16 protein-coding genes and 1 riboswitch are annotated in these 16,680 nt (G+C 71.8%); of the genes, 6 read left to right on the forward strand and 10 right to left on the reverse strand.

Annotated elements, in window-relative coordinates; all coding sequences use genetic code 11:
- Positions 1 to 38: 38 nt before the first annotated feature.
- The 5 genes from OG257_RS28045 to thiO all read right to left on the reverse strand — a co-directional run bounded on the left by OG257_RS28045 (position 39) and on the right by thiO (position 5,356).
- Complete coding sequence (locus OG257_RS28045) at positions 39 to 902, reverse strand: deoxyribonuclease IV (protein WP_329211954.1); 864 nt, start codon at positions 900 to 902, stop codon at positions 39 to 41.
- A gap of 5 nt (positions 903 to 907) precedes the next feature.
- Positions 908 to 2,821, reverse strand: a complete 1,914-nt coding sequence (gene pknB / locus OG257_RS28050; protein ID WP_329211956.1) for a Stk1 family PASTA domain-containing Ser/Thr kinase — start codon at positions 2,819 to 2,821, stop codon at positions 908 to 910.
- 149 nt (positions 2,822 to 2,970) lie between these two features.
- Complete coding sequence (locus tag OG257_RS28055; RefSeq protein WP_329211958.1) at positions 2,971 to 3,765, reverse strand: thiazole synthase; 795 nt, start codon at positions 3,763 to 3,765, stop codon at positions 2,971 to 2,973.
- A gap of 2 nt (positions 3,766 to 3,767) precedes the next feature.
- Positions 3,768 to 3,980, reverse strand: a complete 213-nt coding sequence (thiS, locus tag OG257_RS28060; RefSeq protein WP_383806784.1) for a sulfur carrier protein ThiS — start codon at positions 3,978 to 3,980, stop codon at positions 3,768 to 3,770.
- Positions 3,981 to 4,138: 158 nt separating this feature from the next.
- Positions 4,139 to 5,356 carry a glycine oxidase ThiO gene (gene thiO / locus OG257_RS28065; RefSeq protein WP_329211960.1) on the reverse strand — a complete coding sequence of 406 codons (1,218 nt, stop codon included), beginning with the start codon at positions 5,354 to 5,356 and terminating at the stop codon, positions 4,139 to 4,141.
- A riboswitch (TPP riboswitch) is annotated at positions 5,354 to 5,466 on the reverse strand. Its footprint overlaps the gene before it by 3 nt.
- Positions 5,467 to 5,517: 51 nt before the next feature.
- On the opposite strand from thiO, the gene OG257_RS28070 reads away from it, so the two are divergent.
- The 6 genes from OG257_RS28070 to OG257_RS28095 all read left to right on the forward strand — a co-directional run bounded on the left by OG257_RS28070 (position 5,518) and on the right by OG257_RS28095 (position 10,355).
- Positions 5,518 to 5,859 (forward strand): hypothetical protein, encoded by a 342-nt coding sequence (locus OG257_RS28070; RefSeq protein ID WP_329211962.1) that lies wholly within the window; start codon positions 5,518 to 5,520, stop codon positions 5,857 to 5,859.
- Between the two features lie 97 nt (positions 5,860 to 5,956).
- Complete coding sequence (locus OG257_RS28075) at positions 5,957 to 7,120, forward strand: NAD(P)/FAD-dependent oxidoreductase (RefSeq protein ID WP_443054580.1); 1,164 nt, start codon at positions 5,957 to 5,959, stop codon at positions 7,118 to 7,120.
- Positions 7,121 to 7,187: 67 nt separating this feature from the next.
- Entirely contained in the window at positions 7,188 to 7,553 is a 366-nt protein-coding gene (locus tag OG257_RS28080) for an Rv2175c family DNA-binding protein (RefSeq protein WP_329211966.1), read from the forward strand.
- Positions 7,554 to 7,684: 131 nt separating this feature from the next.
- Positions 7,685 to 8,335, forward strand: coding sequence for a thiamine phosphate synthase (gene thiE / locus OG257_RS28085; RefSeq protein WP_329211969.1), 651 nt, complete (start codon positions 7,685 to 7,687; stop codon positions 8,333 to 8,335).
- Positions 8,336 to 8,457: 122 nt separating this feature from the next.
- Positions 8,458 to 9,375: a methylenetetrahydrofolate reductase [NAD(P)H] gene (gene metF, locus OG257_RS28090; RefSeq protein WP_329211971.1), complete on the forward strand. Its 918-nt coding sequence runs from the start codon at positions 8,458 to 8,460 to the stop codon at positions 9,373 to 9,375.
- Between the two features lie 50 nt (positions 9,376 to 9,425).
- The gene (locus OG257_RS28095) at positions 9,426 to 10,355 is read left to right on the forward strand and encodes a hypothetical protein (protein WP_329211972.1); all 930 of its coding nucleotides are present in this window, start codon (positions 9,426 to 9,428) and stop codon (positions 10,353 to 10,355) included.
- 34 nt (positions 10,356 to 10,389) lie between these two features.
- On the opposite strand, the gene OG257_RS28100 is transcribed toward OG257_RS28095, so the two are convergent.
- The 5 genes from OG257_RS28100 to OG257_RS28120 form a co-directional block, all read right to left on the reverse strand.
- Positions 10,390 to 11,904 carry a phytoene desaturase family protein gene (locus OG257_RS28100; RefSeq protein ID WP_329211973.1) on the reverse strand — a complete coding sequence of 505 codons (1,515 nt, stop codon included), beginning with the start codon at positions 11,902 to 11,904 and terminating at the stop codon, positions 10,390 to 10,392.
- Between the two features lie 31 nt (positions 11,905 to 11,935).
- On the reverse strand, positions 11,936 to 12,553 hold the full coding sequence (locus OG257_RS28105; RefSeq protein ID WP_329211975.1) for a DUF4126 domain-containing protein: 618 nt from the start codon (positions 12,551 to 12,553) through the stop codon (positions 11,936 to 11,938).
- A gap of 356 nt (positions 12,554 to 12,909) precedes the next feature.
- A complete protein-coding gene (locus OG257_RS28110; RefSeq protein WP_329211977.1) occupies positions 12,910 to 13,521 on the reverse strand; it encodes a TetR/AcrR family transcriptional regulator in 612 nt (203 codons plus the stop codon).
- A gap of 29 nt (positions 13,522 to 13,550) precedes the next feature.
- Positions 13,551 to 15,638, reverse strand: a complete 2,088-nt coding sequence (locus tag OG257_RS28115) for a YhgE/Pip domain-containing protein (RefSeq protein ID WP_329211979.1) — start codon at positions 15,636 to 15,638, stop codon at positions 13,551 to 13,553.
- Positions 15,610 to 16,515, reverse strand: a complete 906-nt coding sequence (locus tag OG257_RS28120; RefSeq protein WP_329211981.1) for an ATP-binding cassette domain-containing protein — start codon at positions 16,513 to 16,515, stop codon at positions 15,610 to 15,612. The genes OG257_RS28115 and OG257_RS28120 overlap by 29 nt, the downstream gene beginning before the upstream one ends.
- Positions 16,516 to 16,680 lie beyond the last annotated feature (165 nt).

Raw genomic sequence — 16,680 nt, forward strand, 5'->3', positions numbered from 1 at the left:
GCCGGTACACCCGCACGGAGTACCCCGTCGCGTTCACCTCACGGGCCGACGGGGCCCCGGAGTTCCTTCAGACGTGCCACGTCCGCCGCGTGCCCTTCCTTGCCGCCGGGCGTCTCGATGATCAGCGGCACCCCTTCGGTCGCGGGATGCGAGAACAGCTCCCGGAAGGGTTCGGCGCCGATATTGCCCGCCCCGATGTTCTCGTGGCGGTCCTTGTGCGCGCCCACGACGTCCTTGGAGTCATTGGCGTGGATCAGCTTCAGCCGGCCCTCGCCGACCGTGTCCACCAGCAGATCCAGGGTCTGGCTCATGCCGCCGGGGCCCGCCAGATCGTGGCCCGCCGCGTAGATGTGGCAGGTGTCCAGGCAGATCCCCAGCTTGGGGTGGGAGTCCAGGGCCTCGAAGTACGGGCCGAAGTCCCAGGTCCGTGAACAGAGCGAGAAGCCCTGCCCGGCCGTCGACTCCAGCAGCAGGAACGGATCGTCGTCATGGGTCAGCTCGTCGAGCAGCGGCCTCATGTGCGTACGCACCTGTGCGAGGGCCTCGGCCCGCGGTCGCCCGCCGGTCGCCGACCCGGTGTGCACCACCACGCCCAGGGCGCCGATCTCCCTGGCCCGGCGCAGCGAGTGGCGCAGCGACTCGACGGACCTCTCGACCGTGGCCTCGGTGTGCGAGCCGAAGTTGATCAGATACGGGGCGTGGACGTACGCGGGGATGGACTCGGCCGCGCACTCCGAGCGGAACAGCTCGTCCTGCGCCGGGTTTCCCGGCGGCGTCGCCCAGCCGCGCGGATTGGCGACGAAGACCTGTACGGTCTCCGCCGCCAGCTCCCGCGCATAGCCGAGGCCGATTTTCGCGAGGCCGCCCGCCACCGGGACGTGACCGCCTACTGGGTTGCGCATGTGTTCTAGAGACCCTTGGTCTTGATGGTGATCGTGGAGCCTTCCGGGGCCTGTTCGCCGCCGTCGACCGACTGACTCGCGATCGTGTCGCTGAAGGAGAGGAACGCGCGGTCGACCTTGACCTCGAACCCCGCCTCCTCCAGTTTGCTCCTGGCCTCGTCCACGTTCTTCCCGGTGACATCCGGGACGTCGAGCATGCGCGGGCCCTTGGAGACCGTGAGCTCGACGGTGTCGCCCTCCGCGGCCTCCGTGTCGTCGCCGGGCGTCTGGCGGGCAACCGTGCCCTCGGCCTCGACGGAGTTGACCCGGTCGGGCAGCACCTCGGTCCTGAGACCCGCCTCCTCCAGCGCGGCCCTCGCGGCCTCGATGTCGAGCCCCGTGACGTCGGGGACGTCGACCGGGCTGCCCTTGCTGATGACCAGGGCGACGGCCGAGTCGGGGTGGCGGTCGGTGCCGACGGCGGGATCCGTACGGATCACCTCGCCCCGCGCGATCTCCTCGCTGAACTCCCGGGTCACCATCCCCGGCACCAGGCCGACCTTCTTCAGCTCGCGCCGGGCATCGGCGAGCGCGATGCCCTCGACGTCGGGCACCTGCACGATCTCCGGCCCGCGCGAGATCACCAGCTTCACCGCGTCATTGCCCCGGATCCGCTCACCCGATCCGGGATCGCTGCTGATCACCCTGCCGCGGTCCACCGTGTCGCTGTAGGAGCGCTTGACGCCCCCCACGTCGAGACCGGCGTCCGCGAGCCGCTTCTCCGCCGCAGTCTGGGTCTGGCCCAGCAGCGAGGGGACCCGGGTGAACTGCCCAGAATTGATGTACCAGACACCCGCACCGACTCCCAGGACCAGCAGGAGGGCGACGAGCGCCGCGAATATCCCGCGCCGGGATCCGGCGACGGACGGCCGGCGGCCACCCGCCCGCGGCGGCAGCGGGGGCATCTCCAGGCGGCTGGTGTGGTGCGCTGTGCCCTGGCCGGCCGGGATCACCCGCGGGATCACGCTCGTACGGTCGTCGGCGGCGTCATGCGTCTCGGCGATGGCCTGCGGAGGCATCGCGTCCAGCTGCTCCTCGGTCAGGCCGGCACGCACCTCGCGGGACCGGGCCAGCAGGGCCACCGCGTCATGGGGCCGGGCCTCGGGGTTGCGGGCGGTGGCGCCCGCCACCAGCTCGTCCAGCCCGTCGGCCAGGCCCGGAACCGCGCGGGACGGGGCCGGGACGTCCTCGTTGAGGTGCTGGTAGATGACCTGTGCGGCGGTCTCACCGGTGTGCGGCTTGCCGCCGGTCAGCATCTCGTACAGCACGACTCCGCAGGCGTACACATCGGCGCGGGTGTCGGCCGTGCCGTGCTCGATCTGCTCCGGTGCGAGGTAGGAGACGGTGCCCAGGAGCGAGCCGGTGGTGTCCGTGACGGTGCCCACCGCCCGTACGAGACCGAAGTCGGCGACCTTCACCCGGCCGTCGTCCCCTATCAGGACGTTCTCCGGCTTCATGTCACGGTGGACGAAGCCCGCCCGGTGCGCGGCACCGAGCGCGGCGAGGACCGGCTCCAGGATGTCCAGTGCGGCCCGCGGCTGCAGGGCGCCGCGCTCACGCAGGACGTCGCGCAGGGTGCACCCCGCGACGTACTCCATCGCCAGGTACACGTACGCGCCCTGGGCGCCCTGGTCGAAGACGGCCACCACATTGGGGTGCGCCAGCCGGGCCACGGACTTGGCCTCGCGGATGAAGCGCTCCACGAACGCGGCGTCGGTCGCCAGAGCCGGATGCATCACCTTGAGGGCGAGCACCCGGTCGAGACGGGTGTCCACGGCCCGGTAGACCGTGGCCATGCCGCCGACGGCGATGCGCGCATCGATGCGGTAGCGGCCGTCGAGCAGCTGCCCGACGAGGGGGTCCTGGAGGGTCGTATCCACGGGTCGAGTCTACGAGCCGCCACGGACACGACGGACGGGCCGGGGCGGCCCGGGGACCGTTCTGAAGCCGAGCCGTGACAGGGACATGTATGTGTTGTGACCGGAGAGCGGCCGGTGGAGCAGCCGTGCCGGCCGGCCGGGCAGCCCCGTCAGAAGGCCGGGCGCTCCGGATCCAGTACCGCCCGGCCCCCGGCGGGCGAGGAGGCCTCGGCGAAATGCCGCCTCGGGATCCGGCCGGCCCGGTACGCCAGGCGCCCGCCGTCCACCGCGTGCCGCATCGCCGCGGCCATCAGCTCCGGCTCCTGCGCCCGGGTCACCGCTGAGGCGAGCATCACAGCGGCGCACCCCAGCTCCATCGCCAGCGCGGCGTCCGACGCGGTCCCGGCCCCGGCGTCGAGGATCACCGGAACCGCGGCCTGCTCGATGATCAGCTGGAAGTTGTGCGGGTTGCGGATGCCGAGCCCGGAGCCGATGGGGGAGCCGAGCGGCATGATCGCCGCGCACCCCACGTCCTGGAGCTTCCGGGCGAGGACCGGGTCGTCATTGGTGTACGGAAGGACGGTGAAGCCCTCGTCCGCCAGGGTCTCGGCCGCGTCCAGCAGCTCGATCGGATCGGGCAGCAGGGTTCGCTCGTCGGCCACGACCTCCAGCTTGATCCAGTCGGTGCCGAGTGCCTCCCTGGCCAGCCGGGCGGTCAGTACGGCCTCGCCCGCGGTGAAACAGCCGGCGGTGTTGGGAAGGACGCGGATGGAGAGCCGCTCCAGGACGGAGAGCACCGAGCCCTGCACGGTCGGGTCGAGCCGGCGCATCGCGACGGTGGTCAGCTCGGTTCCCGAGGCGATCAGGGAGCGCTCCAGCACTTCGAGGCTGGGCGCACCGCCCGTTCCCATGATCAGCCGGGACGAGAAGGTGGTGGAGCCGAGTGTGAAGAGATCGTCCGACATGGTCAGCCTCCCTGGACCGCGGTGAGGACCTCGACGCGGTCGCCCTCGCCGAGGGCGGTGGCGGACCACTGGCTGCGCGGCACGACGGCCTCGTTGACCGCGGCGGCGACACCGGAGTGCGCCGTGGTCAGGGTCGCGACCAGGGCGTCCAGCGCGGTACCGGCCGGGACGGTGCGGTGCTCCCCGTTGACGGACACGGACACGGACACGGACACGGGCACGGGCACGGGCACGGGCACGGGCACGGGCACGGGCACGGGCACGGGCACGGGCACGGGCACGGGCACGGGCACGGGCACGGGCACGGAGGCGGGGGCGGACCGGGATGCGGGGGCGGACGCAGGTGCGGACACGGTGGTGGGCAGGGGCTCAGTCATGCGGGCTGCTCCTGAGGTGCTGGAGAAGGGGCTCCGGGGGAGAGGTCCGGCGAGGCGGGGCCCCGGCCGGAGGACGCGAAGCGGCTCGGCGCGAAGGGGCGGGCCTCGGCGGGCAGTTCGCCGGTGGTCAGCACGTGGGCCATCACGTCACCGGTGACGGGCGTCAGCAGCACCCCGTTGCGGTGGTGGCCGGTGGCGAGGTGCAGGCCGGGCAGTGCCGTCGGACCCAGCAGCGGTGCGTTGTCCGGAGAGGCGGGACGCAGGCCCGCGCGGGTCTCGGTCAGCGGCAGTTCGGTGATGCCCGGCACCAGTTCGTGGGCGTCGCGCAGCAGTTCGTAGACCCCGCCCGCGGTGACCGTGGTGTCCCAGCCCATCTCCTCACTGGTCGCGCCCACGACCAGCTCGCCGTTGGCGCGCGGGACGAGGTAGACGTGACTGCCGCGGACCACGGCCCGGACGGTCCGGCTGAGGAAGGGGGCGTACGCGGGCGGCACGGCCAGCCGCAGCACCTGACCCTTGACCGGGCGGACCGGTGGCACGACCTCCTCGGGTACCCCGGCGAGCCTGCCGCTGAGGCTCCCGGCGGCCAGCACGACCTGGTCGGCGCTCAGCTCCGTACCGTCCTCGAGGACCGCTCCGGCCGCCCGGCCGCCCGTCACACGGAGCCGCTCCACCCGGGCCCGGTGGAAGACCACACCGGCCCGCTCGCATGCGGTGACCAGGGCCGAGGCCAGCCGGCGGGGATCCACCTGGTGGTCGCCGTCGGCCCGCAGCCCGCCGCGCACGCCGGGGGCGAGCATCGGCTCCAGCCGGCGGCACTCGCGGCCGCTCAGCCACTCCGACTCCAGTCCCGAACGCTGCTGCAGGGCGTGCAGCTCCCGCAGATGGGCCCGGTCGTCGGAGTCCAGCGCGACGGCCAGCGTGCCGCAGGTACGGAAACCGGTCTCCTGCCCGCTCGCCTCCTCCAGCTCGGCCACGAACGCCGGATAGCGGGCGGCGGAGGCGACATTGAGGCCGAGCAGCATCTGCTCGCCGTAGTGGAGTTCGGTGACCGCGGCGAGCATGCCGGCCGCGACCTGGGCGGCCCCGCCGCCCGGTTCGGGATCGGCGACCGCGACGGACATGCCGCGCCCGGCCGCCCGCCAGGCGGTCACCAGGCCGATGATGCCGCCCCCGACGACCAGGACGTCGGATCCGTTCTCGGAGATGCGCATGGGCGTCCAGCCCCTCCCTTCGCCGGCATGACCCGGATCAGGTTCGTACGGTCGGAGGCCGGCCAGCCTCCCTCTCAGCCCGGTGCGTCCGGGCTCCCGCGAGTGCCTTACGTTGGCCACCCTAAACCCCGTCACCCGCAGCCAGTAAGGGAGCAGCCGCCGTGGCCCGTTCACTCGACGGACTCGTCCTGTCGCCCGTCGCAGACCAGGCACCCGGCCAGGTCGGTACCCGCACACGCTTCGCCTACCGGGAGCGGGAGGGCCGGATCTGGGCCGAGTACGCGGGCGGTGACGTCGTCCGCGGACATCTCGTCGGCACCAGGGAGGGCGACATCCTGGACTTCCGGTACGTGCAGCTGAAGCAGGACGGAACGACCTCCGGCGGGCACTGCGTCTCGACCGTCACGGAACTTCCCGACGGCCGCGTGCGCCTGGACGAGCGGTGGGAGTGGGAGTCCCAGGAGGGCAGCGGGACGAGCGTGGTGGAGGAGCTCGCCGGCTGACAGGACGTCAGGTGATTAGGGTGGCCGGGTGAGCGAGCAGACGGAACAGCGGGAAACGGGACAGCAGCCGCGCCGGGTCGTGGTCGTCGGCGCGGGCATGGCCGGCGTGCAGACCGCTGTGGCCCTGCGCGAACAGGGCTTCGCCGGCCAGGTCACCCTGATCGGCGCGGAACCGCACCAGCCGTACGACAGGCCGCCCCTGTCGAAGGCGGTCCTGCTCGGCAAGGCCGAGGACTCCGCCTTCGACGTCGACTTCGAGGCGCTGGACATCACGCTCCGCCTGGGCCTCGACGTGAGCGGACTGCGCGCCGCCGCACACGAGCTGGACACCCCCGAGGGCCCCGTCCCGTACGACGCGCTGGTTCTCGCAACCGGGGCCGAGCCCGTCGTCCTGCCCGGCTCCGAGGGCGTTCCCGGTGTCCATCTGCTGCGCACCGTCGACGACGCCGCACGGCTGCGGCCCGTCCTGGAGCGGCAGCACGACGTCGTGGTCGTGGGAGCCGGCTGGATCGGGGCCGAATTCACCACCGCGGCCCGTGCCGCGGGCTGCGCGGTCACCGTCGTCGAAGCCGCGGAACGCCCCCTGGCGGGCACCCTGCCCGCCGACGTCGCCGCTCCGATGGCCAGTTGGTACGCCGAGAGCGGAGCCGAACTCCTCACCGGCGCCCGGGTGGCACGCGTCGACCCCGGTGCCGTCCACCTCGCGGACGGCCGGGTGATCCCCGCCGGAGCGGTGATCGTGGGCATCGGCGCACGGCCCGCCACCGGCTGGCTGGCGGACTCCGGCATCGCGCTCGGCCCGGACGGCTCGATCACCGCCGACGGCTCCCTGCGCACCTCCCTGCCCGACGTGTACGCGGTGGGTGACTGCGCCTCCTTCCCCTCCGCCCGCTACGGCGAGCGGCTGCTCGTCCACCACTGGGACAACGCCCTCCAGGGGCCCCGGACGGTCGCGGCCACCCTCGCGGACGGGCAGCCCCGGACGTACGACCCGGTGCCCTACTTCTGGTCCGAGCAGTTCGGCAGGTTCGTGCAGTACGCCGGTCACCACGCCGCAGCCGACGCCATGCTGTGGCGCGGCGACCCGGCGGACCCGTCGTGGACGGTCTGCTGGCTGCGCGAGGGCGTCCTGGTGGCGGTGCTCGCCGTCAGCCGGCCGCGCGACCTCGCCCAGGCGCGCAAGCTCATCGAAGCCGGTGCGCGCATCGATCCGGTGCGTGCCGCGGACCCCTCCGTACCGCTGAAGGCGGCGGCACTGTAGGACCCGGGTACCTCCTTACGGGCGGCCCGGCTACCGACTGTCGGTCCGGGATGGCAGGCTTGTCCCTGTGACCGAGATTGACGCAAAGATCGATGTTCTCGTCCCCGACTGGCTCCACCTTCCCGACATCGCGGAAATGCTCGATGTCGAGGTGACGCGCGTACGGCAGTTGGTCAAGGAGGGCCAGCTCATCGCCGTACGACGTGGTGAGAGGCGGACGCTCCAGGTGCCTGCCGCCTTCATCGACGGCAACAAGGTGGTCAAGGGCCTCGCAGGGACCCTGACGCTCCTGAGGGACGACGGCTACAGCGATGAAGAGATGCTGGAGTGGCTCTTCACCTCCGACCCGAGCCTGCCCGGCACGCCCGCGCAGGCACTGAGTGAGAATCGCGGTACGGAGGTGAAGCGCCGGGCCCAGGCGCTCGCCGTCTGACCGGACGACCGTATGCGGGGTGCGGGCCGTGCTTCACGGCCCGCACTCTGCCGTGACCGGCACCTGCCGGGCCGACGACCACCGGGTCGGCGGCCCGCGGGCCGACGACCTATCAACGGGGGAAATCCACCATGTCCACGCCTCGCTCGCTGCTGGCCGACGCCCGGCTCTACCTCTGCACGGACGCCCGCAAACAGCATGGCGACCTTCCCGCGTTCCTCGATGTCGTGCTCTCCTCCGGCGTCGACATCGTGCAGCTGCGCGACAAGGGCATGGAAGCCGCCGAGGAGCTGGAACACCTGGCCGTGTTCGCGGACGCCTGCAAGCGTCACGGCAAGCTCCTCGCGGTCAACGACCGGGCCGACGTCGCCCACGCCATCGGCTCCGACGTGCTGCACCTCGGGCAGGGCGATCTCCCGGTGCCCGCCGCCCGCGCCGTCATCGGCGCCGACGTGGTGATCGGCCGCTCCACCCACGCCGAGTCCGAGGTGGACGCGGCGGTCGCCGAGGCGGGCGTGGACTACTTCTGCACAGGCCCCTGCTGGCCCACCCCGACCAAGCCCGGCCGGTACGCCCCGGGTCTGGGGCTCGTCCGCTACGCCGCCTCACTCGACCAGCCGCGCCCCTGGTTCGCCATCGGCGGAATCGACGCGGGCAATCTGGACGAGGTGCTCGACGCGGGCGCACGGCGGGTCGTTGTCGTACGGGCGATCACCGAAGCGGCGGATCCCGCCGCGGCGACCGCGGCACTCGCCGCGCGGATCAGGGCGCGCGCAGCCTGAGCGGGGCGGGCCCGGCGCTCCACGGGAGCCGACTGTCCGAGGGGTGGACAGCAATCCCATCAATCCGGACGAAAAGCCCCGGTCTGGTTGGGGTACCGCCGAGCCCTGGTTAACCTCCCAGTATGGCTCTTGGCACACCCTCCACCAGGACTGATCACGCTCGCACCGTGCGTGAGCTGCTCGCGACCGGCAGAACGTCGTACTCGTTCGAGTTCTGGGCGCCCAAGACCGAGAAGGGCGAACGGAACCTCTGGAACGCCCTGCGGCGCGTCGAGGCGGTGGGCCCGAGCTTCGTCTCCGTGACGTACGGAGCCGGCGGTTCCACCCGTGCGGGGACGGTGCGGGCGACCCAGCAGATCGCCGCCGACTCCACGCTCACCCCCGTCGCGCATCTCACCGCCGTCGACCACTCCGTCGCCCAGCTGCGCAACATGGTCGGGCAGTACGCCGACGCCGGTATCCGCAACATCCTCGCGGTCCGCGGAGACCCGCCGGGCGACCCCATGGCCGAGTGGGTCAAGCACCCGCAGGGCGTGCGGTACGCGGCGGATCTCGTCCGGCTCATCAAGGAGTCCGGCGATTTCTGCGTCGGCGTCGCGGCCTTTCCCGAAATGCATCCGCGGTCTGCCGACTGGGACTCCGACATCAGGCATTTCGTGGACAAGTGCCGCGCGGGTGCCGACTATGCGATCACCCAGATGTTCTTCCAGCCGGAGAGCTATCTGCAGATGCGTGACCGCGTGGTCGCTGCCGGTTGCGACACCCCGGTCATTCCCGAGGTGATGCCGCTCACGAGCGTCCGGCAGCTGGAGAGATTCGCCCAGCTCAGCAACGCGTCCCTGCCTTCCTCGCTGAAAGACCGCATCCTCGCCGCGAAGGACGATCCCGCCGCTGTACGCTCCATTGGCATCGAGTTCGCCACGGAGTTCTGCGCGAAGCTGCTCTCCGAGGGTGTCCCGGGGCTGCACTTCATTACGCTCAACAACTCGACGGCAACACTCGAGATCTACGAGAATCTCGGACTGCACAAGCAGTCGTGACCGGCCGTACCCGCCACCAACCGGGGCGGTGGCCGTAGGAGGGGGCGGGCGTGGGCTGGACGGTCCTCTACATCGCATTCGGCGTCGTGGCGCTGTGGCTGCTGGGCGAGGTGCTGCTGCAGTACAAGGCGCGGCTGCGCTGGCGGCTGCTCGCCTTCGCCGGCTTCCTCGGTGTGGTTCTCGGTGTACTGATTCCCTCCGTGCTGGTGATCGCGCTCGGCGCGATCGCCTTCGCGACGGGTCAGACGTATGTGACCCTCTCCTTCCGGCGGGGCTTCTCGACGGGCTGGGCCATAGGCGGCAGCCCCGGCGAGAGCCGCCGCCGCCGTGCGGGCGGTGACGCACCCGGCCGGAAACCCACGCTCGAGGTCTCCGGCCTGGAGTACCAGGAACCCGCCCAGGAGGCCGGGGACGAGCGCGCGGCATCCGCGGTCTACGAACCGCAGCCGCTGCCGGACGACACCGGGCAGTACGGCATATACACCGACGCCGCCTACGCCGCCGCCGGCAACCAGGAACAGCAGGGCGAGCAGCAGCAGTACACCGCCTACGACCCGTACACCGACTACGCGCAGCCGGCCCAGGACACCTACAGCGGCCAGGGCACCTACCAGGGCCAGGGCGCCTATCCGGGCCAGGAGACCTACCAGGGCCAGGACACCTACGCCGGCCAGTACGACTACGGCACGCCGACGCCGGACTACGCCCCCTACTCCGACCCGTACATCGGGACCGGAGCGGCAGCGGCCCCCGGCCAGTACACCTCGTACGACAGCTACGGCAACGGCTACGACAGCTACGGGGGCCAGCAGCAGTACACCGGCCCCTACGCCGAGCAGTACGCCTCGGAGACGCCGCCGGGAGGCGTCTGGGTCCCGCAGCAGCGCGAGGGCGAGCAGTACCCCCCGATGCCGCCCGAGCAGCCCGCCCCGTACGGCAACGGGTACGACACCGGCCAGAACGAGCAGTACCGCTACTGACCGCCCGCGGTCACGACGACGAGCACTCCGCCGCTCACTGGGAGCCGCGGAAGCCGTCACCCTCCACCACGAGGCCCGCGACCAGGGCACCCGACATCCCGGCATGCGCCAGTCCACCGCCGGGATGCGACCAGCCGCCGGCCAGATACAGGCCGGGCAGCCCGGTGCGGTTCCCGGAGTGCAGATACGCGCCCCGCGCTCCCGCCAGCGCGGGCGCGGGCACCGAACCACCCTCGGCGCCGGTGTCGGCGGCGGTCTCCGCCGGGGTGCGCACCTCGGCGTGGAGAATGCGCTCACGCAGGCCGGGAACGGCCACGCAGGCGCGATCGATCAACACGTCCGCGTACCGCTCGCGCAGCGCCGCGTCCGTCCAGTCGACCGGGCCGTGCGGGGCCACCGTCGCCATCAGGGTCACCGCCTCGTGCGCCTCGTCGGGGCGGGTGGCGGGGTCGTCGGGACGCAGCACCGTCACGGTGGGCCGCTCCGCGGTCCGTCCGCCGAACACCGCGTCCTGTTCAGCGGCCCCGTCCTCGCAGTGCACCACGCTCCGGTGCACCGCACCGGCATCCCGGGCACCACGCAGCGACAGCAGTACGAGGAAGCGGCCCGGCACCGGACCCTGCCCGGCCCCCTGTGTTTCTCCTGCCTCCGCGCCGGGCCGCCACCCTTCACCGGACAGCAGCCCGGGCCAGGGCTGCGCGCCCAGGACCACGTGATCGGCTTCGGCGCTCTCGCCGTCCGCCAGTTCGACGCCTGCGGCCCGGCCGTCCTTCTCGACCACCCGGACCACCTCGGCACCGAAAACGAACGTCACACGGCGCGCCAGGCACCGCTCGTACACCGCCTCGGCGAGCGCACGCATGCCCCCGGTGACGTACCAGCTGCCGAAGGTCTCCTCCATGTAGGGCAGCAGGGCGGCGGCCGCCGGCGCGCGGCGGGGATCCAGGCCGTACGACAGGGCGTACCCGTCGAGCAGGGCGGCCAGCCGGGGGTCCGCCAGCTCCCACGCACCGATCTCGGCGACCGTGCCCGCCTCCCGGACGGTCAGCAGCCTGCGCCTGCGGAGCGCGGGGTAGGGATCGCGGCCCAGTACCTGCCGGTCGTCCCGCAGGGGCTCCTCCAGCAGCGGCCTGCGCGAGCGGTCCCACGCGGTCCCCGCCCGGTCCAGGAACTCCCCCCAGCGGGCTCCCGATCCCTTGCCGAGTGCCCCGTCCAGCGCGCCGACCACCCCGGCCCGCGAGGCGTTCGGCAGGGAGACCGCGGTGCCGTCCGCGAAATGGTGGCGGCTCGCGGGGTCGACCTGGGTGAGCGTGACGCACTGCTCCAGGGGTTCCTTGCCGGTCTTCACGAACAGGTCGCGATAGACCGCGGGAAGGTGCAGCAGCGAGGGGCCGGTGTCGAAGACGAACCCCTCACGGGCATACCGGCCGAGCGAGCCGCCATAGGTCCGCGACCGCTCGTACACCGTCACCCGGTGGCCTGCCACGGCGAGCCGCGCGGCCGCTGCCATCGCGCCCGTCCCGGCGCCGATCACCGCAATTCGTGCCATGTCAGTGACCCTAAGGGGTGGCACCGACAGCTCATTCGTGAGGCCAGTGCCCGCCCGCTCCGGCCATGCGTTTCTCTTCGCGGCGCTGGGCCCTGCGCCGCAGGAAGCGGCGGATCCGCGAGGCGAGGAAGACCAGTATCACCAGGCCGAGCACCAGGAGTGTCGCGGCGATCACGGCCGCGGCCACGGGGTTGAACATGGCGAACGTGATGATCCCGGCGACGCCGAGGTCCTCCGCGACGCTCACCACGACGTTGCTGAACGGTTCGGGTGAGGTGTTGACCGCCATCCTGGTGCCCGCCTTCACCAGATGGCTCATCAGCGCGGTGGAACCGCCGACCGCCGCGGCCGCGAGCTCCGGAAGCGACCCGCTCTCGCCCGCCAGCAGCGCCGCGACGACCGCCCCGGCGACCGGACGCACGACCGTGTGGACCGCGTCCCAGGCCGAGTCCACGTAGGGGATCTTGTCGGCCACCGCCTCGCACAGGAAGAGCACCCCTGCCGCCACGAGCACATCGGTGCGCTGCAGCGACTCGGGCACCTCGTCGGTGAGTCCGGTCGCGCCGAAGAGGCCGAGCAGGAGGACCACCGCGTAGGCGTTGATCCCGCTCGCCCAGCCACTCGTGAACACCAGGGGGAGTACGGACACGGACGCGATCGTAACCAGTCGCCGCCGGCCCCGGGTGGGCCCCCGCACACAGCTCTGAGTATCCGTACCTAGTGGGGGAGATGAGTAGGGACGCGGATGGGCCCCCACCTGCGCGGACGGCAGAGTGGAGACCACGGAAGGGGCGCAGCGCCAGGACCGCCGGCACGGGGCGGCGGAACGGCGCGGCACCCCGGACGCAACGGGGGTGTACGACGCGGAGCCCGGGGACCACGGGGGAATCGGGGTCACGGGGAAGGGCGCCGCGGAAGCACCGAGAACGCCGGTCCGGTGGAATTCGAGGGGGATCGAATGCCACCGGGCCGGCGTCTTCGTGTGCCGTGCGCTCCCGGGTCTCCTCAGCGCCCGCTGACGCGCCCGTGCAGCAGCAGGGACAGGGCCGAGTGCACATCGTCGATCGACCGCTCCGGCTGGAACGCCTGCCAGTCGAGGGCGGCCACCAGGACCATCCCGACGAGTGCGGCGGCCGTCAGCTGGATGTCGATCTCCTCGCTGAGCTCACCGTTCGCGACACCTTCCCGGAGCACCCCCTCGACGACCGCGACGGCCTCCTGGCGCAGCACCAGGAGGGTCGACTGCCAGGCGCGGTTGGTGCGCCAGAGCTCGGCGACGTACAGCTGGGTGAAGGCCGGGTAGCGGTCGATGAAGACCAGACCGGCCCGGATCATCGCGTCCAGGGCCTCCACACGGGTGCCGTCGCGCTCGTCGGTCTCCTCGGCCGCGGAGCGCAGCGACTGCGTGAGCAGTCCGACGCCGTGCCGCAGCAGCTCCTCGAAGAGTTCGGTCTTGCTCTTGAAGTTGTAGTAGACCGTGCCCTTGGCCACCCCGGCACGCTCGGCGATCTCGTCCACCGTGGTCGCCGAGAAACCCTTCTCCGCGATGAGGGTCACAGCCGCCTCGTAGAGCTTCTGCCGTGTGGCCTGGCGGCGTGTGGTGCTACTGCTGTCCATACGGTCGATTCTCACAGGTCCCGGCGTGCTCACAGACTGAGCTCCGGGTGCAGCCGGTCCAGGGTCCACACCTGCTTGCGGCGGGCGGAGAGCGCGGTCAGGGCCAGAGCGCCCGCGGTGAAGGCCAGCAGCACGGCGCAGGCCTGCCAGACCGGTCCGAGACCGCCCCCCGTGATCAGCCTGCGCAGCCCCTCCACGACGTACGTCATCGGCAGGTAGGGGTGGATCGCGCCGAAGAAGCCGGGGCTGGTCTGGACGGGGTACGTGCCACCCGCGGAGGTCAGCTGGAGCATCAGCACCGCCAGCACGAGGATCCGTCCCGCCGCGCCGAAGCGGGCGTTCAGCCACTGGACGATCGCGGCGAAACAGCAGGTGACCAGGGCCAGGAAGCCGATCGTCCCGGCGGCGTGCGCCATCTGGAGGCCGAGCCGCCAGTGCAGCACGGACATCAGGGCGACGACCTGGAGCAGACCGATCGCGGCGACGGGCAGCCAGCCGGCGAAGGCGATGCGCCAGGCCGGTGCCCCGGCCGAGAGCGCACGCCGGTTGAGCGGCTGGATCAGCATGTACGCCACCATCGCCCCCACCCAGAGGGAGAGCGGGATGAAGTACGGGGCGAAGCCGGTGCCGTAGTTGGGAGCCGCGTGCAGCGACGAGGAGGCCAGCTGCACGGGGTCGGCCATGACACCCGTACGGGCGTCGCGGTCCTCCTTGTCGTAGTCGGGGATCCTGCCGACACCGTCGTTCAGCCCCTGGGCCAGGGTCGCGGACCCGTCACCGAGCCGGAACAGCCCGCTGTCCAGACTCTTGGCCCCCTTCTTGAGCTTTCCGAGCCCGGTGTCCAGATCCGCGGATCCGGTCTTCGCGGTGCCGAGCCCTGTGTGGAGTGCGTCGGCGCCCTTGGCGACCTTGTGGGCACCGGTGTTGAGCGAGTTGATCTTCGAGACGGCGGACTCCAGGTCCGTGTCCAGGTTCGGCGAACGCTTGGCGAGGGCGTCGGCCTGCTTCTGCAGGGTGGTCAGCTGGGCGCGCAGCTTCTTCAGGTCCCCGTTCTGGTTGGTGACCAGAGCGTTGACGTCGTCGGAGACCTTCGCGACATCGGCCGCGGCGGTCTTGGCGCGCTTCAGCTGCGGGCACACACCGGGGTCGGGCAGCGGCTGCTCCGTGCAGCGGATGCGGTAGACGTCGGCCAGATCGTCGGAGGCCGCGTGTGCGGCGGCCGACGCGGTGGGCGCGGCCTCGACCAGCAGGTCGAGGTTGTCCCGCACGGTCTTCGAGGAGTCGGCGACCAGTCGCGCCGTGTCCCCGATCGTCCTGCCGTTGTCCTTCAGGAACGGACGGACATCGCCGGCGACCTTGTTGACCTTGTCGGCGAGGAGCTGGGTACCGGAGGCGACCTGCCGGGACCCGGTCTCGAGGTCGCCGGCGCCCTTGTTGAGCCTGACGATTCCGGCGGACAGCGTCCCGCTGCCCGCCTTGGCGTCCTTGAGCCCGTCCGCGAGGTCCTTCGAACCCTTCTTCGCCTTGGCGACGCCGCCCTTGAGGTCGTCGGCGCCCGCGGCCGCCTTCGCCGTCGCGTCATGGAGGCCGGAGAAGTTGATGAAGATCCGGTCGAGGAACCCGCGCGAGGCCTTCGTCGAAGCGGCGCTGCGGACCTCGGCGAACACGGTCCGGGAGATCTGCCCGACGATGTAGTTGTTCGCGTCGTTCGTACGGACCTGCAGGGCGCCGGTCTCGGGGGAGTCACCGGAACTCGATGCGATCCGCTTGCTGAAGTCGGACGGCATGGTCAGCGAGAGGTAGTACGTTCCGTCCTCGACGCCCCTGCGGGCCTCGGCGGAGTCGACCTCGTGCCAGTCGAAGACCTTGGAGTCGAGGAGTCTGCCGGCTATCTCGTCACCTGCCGCGACGCGCTTGCCCTCCGCGCTCGCGCCCTTGTCGTCGTTGACGAGCGCGACGGGGATCTTGTCGAGCCGCCCGTACGGGTCCCAGAAGGACCACAGGTACAGGGCTCCGTACAGCAGGGGGAGCAGCAGGAGGGCCACGAGTGCGGCCCGCGGCATCCGGCCCCTGCCGAACCGCCTCAGCTCAAGCGCGGCCAGTTTCGGCGATCGCATCGGCCGTCCCCTCTCCGGTCGTGTCGTCCTCGGTCGTTGCGTTCTTGCTCGCGTTGTCCTCGGCCGCGTTGTCCTCGGCCGCGTCGTCCTCGACGGCGTCGTGCTCGGCCGCGTTGTCCTCGGTCCGGTCGTCCTCGGCCGTGGAGCCTTCGGCCGCCCCGTCCGGCTGCTCGCCGGTGGCGGGTGTTCCGGTGCGTACGGTGAACGCGTCCTCGGGTGCCTCGCTGCACACGGCGAGCACCGTCGTCCCCGCGTCCGCGAGGGCTCTCAGCAGCTCCCAGGCCTCGGCACGGTCCGCGTCGGAGAGCTTGAGGTCGGTGTCGTCCACCGCGAGGAGCCGGGGCCGGGCCATCAGCGCAAGGGCGATGGACAGCCGCAGCGCCTCAAGGCGCTCCAGGTCCCGGACGGAGGTCCGTTCGGCCTTGGGCAGGGCCGACGTGTCCAGACGGACGGCCTCCAGCGCGGCGTCGACGGTCGCCCGGGCACTTGCGGTCCGCTGGGCCCTGGGCCGCAGCAGGGTGCGCAGCGACCCGTCGAAGCGGCGCTGCAGCAGGGCCCGTTCACGCAGATGCTCGGCGACGGTGAAGGCGGGGTCGAGTTCACTCACCCCGGGCACCGGGCCCAGCGCGCTGATCCTTCGGACTGCGGCGAGCCGGCCGGGCATGCGCAGACCGCCGACCTCCGCGTGCCCCTGCGTGGAGCGCATCCGGCCGGTGAGCGCGAGCAGCAGGCAGGTGCGGCCCGAGCCGGACGGGCCCTCGATCGCGACGAGCGTTCCGGGATCCGCGGTGAAGTCCACCCCCCGGAAGGCCCAGCCGCGCGGCCCCTCGAGCCCGAAGTCCTCGGCGCTCACTTCCGCCCCGTGCGGGCTGTCCACAACCCCACCCCCATTTTTGAACTGACCAGTCAGTGCAAAAAACTAGCCCGAACTCGCGCTCGAAGCAAAGTGCCAGGTCAGCGACGGGTCGGACGGGATTGTCAGTGGTGGCCGTCACGATGGATACATACGGCCACGAAGCCGTCACACGACGACAGGAGGTTC

This window comes from Streptomyces sp. NBC_00683 (genome assembly GCF_036226745.1).
Classification (GTDB): Bacteria; Actinomycetota; Actinomycetes; order Streptomycetales; family Streptomycetaceae; genus Streptomyces.

Coding starts and splice junctions, on each gene's coding strand:
- OG257_RS28100 (WP_329211973.1), bottom strand. CDS start 11,904: ATGGCACGAATTGCGGTGATCGGCGCCGGGACGGGCGCGATGGCAGCG.
- metF (WP_329211971.1), top strand. CDS start 8,458: ATGGCTCTTGGCACACCCTCCACCAGGACTGATCACGCTCGCACCGTG.
- OG257_RS28115 (WP_329211979.1), bottom strand. CDS start 15,638: ATGCGATCGCCGAAACTGGCCGCGCTTGAGCTGAGGCGGTTCGGCAGG.
- OG257_RS28075 (WP_443054580.1), top strand. CDS start 5,957: ATGGCCGGCGTGCAGACCGCTGTGGCCCTGCGCGAACAGGGCTTCGCC.
- OG257_RS28110 (WP_329211977.1), bottom strand. CDS start 13,521: ATGGACAGCAGTAGCACCACACGCCGCCAGGCCACACGGCAGAAGCTC.
- OG257_RS28055 (WP_329211958.1), bottom strand. CDS start 3,765: ATGTCGGACGATCTCTTCACACTCGGCTCCACCACCTTCTCGTCCCGG.
- thiO (WP_329211960.1), bottom strand. CDS start 5,356: ATGCGCATCTCCGAGAACGGATCCGACGTCCTGGTCGTCGGGGGCGGC.
- OG257_RS28045 (WP_329211954.1), bottom strand. CDS start 902: ATGCGCAACCCAGTAGGCGGTCACGTCCCGGTGGCGGGCGGCCTCGCG.
- thiE (WP_329211969.1), top strand. CDS start 7,685: ATGTCCACGCCTCGCTCGCTGCTGGCCGACGCCCGGCTCTACCTCTGC.